5 protein-coding genes are annotated in these 2,390 nt (G+C 68.7%); 2 read left to right on the top strand and 3 right to left on the bottom strand.

The window, feature by feature from the left end; all coding sequences use genetic code 11:
* Positions 1 to 365, bottom strand: a 365-nt coding sequence (locus AC5RUJ_RS14705; RefSeq protein WP_494156089.1) for a transglycosylase family protein, incomplete at its 3' end; no start/stop codon positions are given.
* 371 nt (positions 366 to 736) lie between these two features.
* Here AC5RUJ_RS14705 and AC5RUJ_RS14700 point away from each other — a divergent pair.
* On the top strand, positions 737 to 931 hold the full coding sequence (locus AC5RUJ_RS14700; RefSeq protein WP_493979809.1) for a DUF2795 domain-containing protein: 195 nt from the start codon (positions 737 to 739) through the stop codon (positions 929 to 931).
* Here the strand turns inward: AC5RUJ_RS14700 and AC5RUJ_RS14695 are convergent.
* Both AC5RUJ_RS14695 and AC5RUJ_RS14690 read right to left on the bottom strand, forming a co-directional pair.
* Entirely contained in the window at positions 928 to 1,449 is a 522-nt protein-coding gene (locus AC5RUJ_RS14695; protein ID WP_494127655.1) for a metallophosphoesterase family protein, read from the bottom strand. The genes AC5RUJ_RS14700 and AC5RUJ_RS14695 overlap by 4 nt on opposite strands.
* A 22-nt stretch (positions 1,450 to 1,471) precedes the next feature.
* On the bottom strand, positions 1,472 to 2,092 hold the full coding sequence (locus tag AC5RUJ_RS14690) for a LysE/ArgO family amino acid transporter (RefSeq protein ID WP_494127656.1): 621 nt from the start codon (positions 2,090 to 2,092) through the stop codon (positions 1,472 to 1,474).
* Between the two features lie 70 nt (positions 2,093 to 2,162).
* Between AC5RUJ_RS14690 and AC5RUJ_RS14685 the strand changes: the two genes are divergently transcribed.
* On the top strand, positions 2,163 to 2,390 hold a 228-nt coding region (locus AC5RUJ_RS14685; RefSeq protein WP_494156088.1), incomplete at its 3' end, for a LysR family transcriptional regulator.

Below are 2,390 nucleotides of genomic sequence, written 5' to 3'. Positions count from 1 at the left end.
GACCCTCCGCCGCCGCCGGCCAGGCCCAGCTTGGACGAGCAGGCGGGCCAGGCGCCCCAGCCCTGGCTGTCCAGGACGTTCTCGGCCACGGCAATTTGCTCGGCGCGGCTTGCATCAGCGGCAGAACCGCTGCCGCCGTTAGCCGCCCACGTCCCCGGGGCGAACTGCAGGCCGCCGGAGTAGCCGTTGCCGGTGTTGATGTTCCAGTCGCCGCCGGATTCGCACTGGGCCAGTGCGTCCCAGGTTGCCCCATCGGCGGCGTTCGCGGCCGGTCCGACCAGCGCAACGCTGGCTCCTGTCAGGGCGACGGCGGCGAGGCCGCCACGCAGGGCACGGCTGAGGTTCAGGTTTTTGTTTGGATTCACAATGCTCCGTTGAGGCCGCCTCGTGCTCAGTCCGTCCCCGAACGTCTCCGCACCGCCGTCAGCCACTCGCATAATCGAGGTCATGTGGACGTCTGCCATTCTGACGGCGAAAGGCGTGGGCAGCGTCCGGGCATTCCATGGGTAGTTCATGCCGGAAGTTCCGGCATCCCCTGGCACGGTCATCTCGCCCGCGCACGAACTGCACGTTACCGTAAAGTAACCAACGTTGCAAAACCGTGATCTGCCACCAGCGTGTCGGTGCGCGCGGCGGCTCGAATTACGGCTAGGCGGGCCCGCGCCCCTATGGGCCCTTCCCACTGCCCGGCCCAGCACGTAGCGTGGGGATTCCTATTCGATCGGAAGGTTTTCCCATGGCAGAGAATCCCAGTCCCATTGACATCCAGAAGGCGCTGGGCGGCGTGGACTACCCGGCATCCGCCGCCGACCTGGTGAAGAAGGCGGAACAATCCGGAGCCGGGGACGACGTCCTCTCGGCGCTCAAGAATCTCCCCGACAAGCAGTACGAAAGCCCGGCCGAGGTCAGCAAAGCGGTAGCCGGCAACTAGCGCCCTCGGCCGGCAGCCCTGTCCACCGGCACCACCTCGACGTCGAAGAGGCGGCCGCCGTCGGCCGTCGCGGTCATGTACGTGCAGACCGGCTGGCGGCGGCGGTCCGTGGGCGAACCCGGGTTCAGCAGCCGCAGGCCGCCGGGCGTCGTGGTGTCCCAGGGGATGTGGCTGTGGCCAAACACCAGCACGTCGGCATCGGGGAAGCGAGCTTGGCAGCGCTGTTCGCGCCCCTTTGCCGCCCCGGTTTGGTGCACCATGGCGAACCGGACCCCGGCGATCGTCGCCCGGGCAATCTCGGGCAGCCGCGCGCGCAGGTCATCGCCGTCGTTGTTGCCGTACACCCCGACCAGCCGCCGGCTCCGCTCTTCCAGGTCGTTGAGCAGCCCCGCGGTGACCCAGTCGCCGGCGTGGAAGACGACGTCGGCCGCCTCCACCGCGTCCCACACCTGGTCCGGGAGGTGCCGCGCCCGCTTCGGCACGTGGGTGTCCGCCAGCAGCAGCAATGAGGTGGCCATACCGGCATCCTCGCATATCGGGTCAGAGGCCGAAGGCCATCCGCAGCCCGAGCGCCAGCATGACGACGGCGATCAGCCCGTCGAGCAGTCGCCAGGAGCCGGGCCGGGCGAAGAAGGGCCGCAGCAGCCGGGCGCCGAAGCCGAGGGCGCCGAACCAGATGAGGCTGCCCGCCACGGCGCCGGCGCCGAAATACCAGCGCAGTTCCGGCCCCTGGGTGTTGGCGATGGAACCAAGCAAGAGCACCGTGTCCAGATACACGTGCGGGTTCAGCCAGGTCAGGGCCAGCGCCGTGGCAGCCGTTGCGGCCAGTCCCCCGCCGGAGCGATTGGCCGAGGCGGTCAGCACTCCCGGCCTGATTGCCCGTTTGGCGGCGAACACCGCGTAGGCCAGCAGGAACGCCGCGCCGCCCAGGCGGATGACGTCCACAACCGCCGGAGCGGCCTGGATCACGGCACCGATGCCGGCAATGCCGGCGGTGATCAGCACTGCATCGGACACCGCGCAGATGAGAACGACGACGCCGATGTGCTCGCCGCGGATGCCCTGGCGCAGCACGAAGGCGTTTTGCGCCCCGATGGCGACGATCAGGGCCAGCCCGGTTCCCAGGCCCAACAAAACGGTGGGAGCAATAGCGGTGGTCACAACAGTCGACGCTACTGACAACGCGTGCATCAGTACAGCTAAAGAAACTTGCGTTACGTAAGCTTGCCTTATGCAGCCGTTCCAGTTCGACCACCTGGCGACCTTCGCCGTCGTCGTTCAGGAGGGCAGCTTCGATGCCGCCTCCCGCGCCCTCCACGTGACGCCCTCGGCCGTGTCCCAACGGATCAAGGCGATGGAGCAGGCGGCCGGGCAGGTCCTGCTGCAGCGCACCGCCCCGGTGCGAACCACTGCGGCCGGAGACGTGGTCCTGCGGCTGGCGCGGCAGGTGCGGGTCCTG

The organism is Arthrobacter sp. Y3223164 (assembly GCF_059091005.1).
Note: the sequence above shows the minus strand (reverse complement) of the source record. Positions and strands in the feature narration are given on the sequence as shown.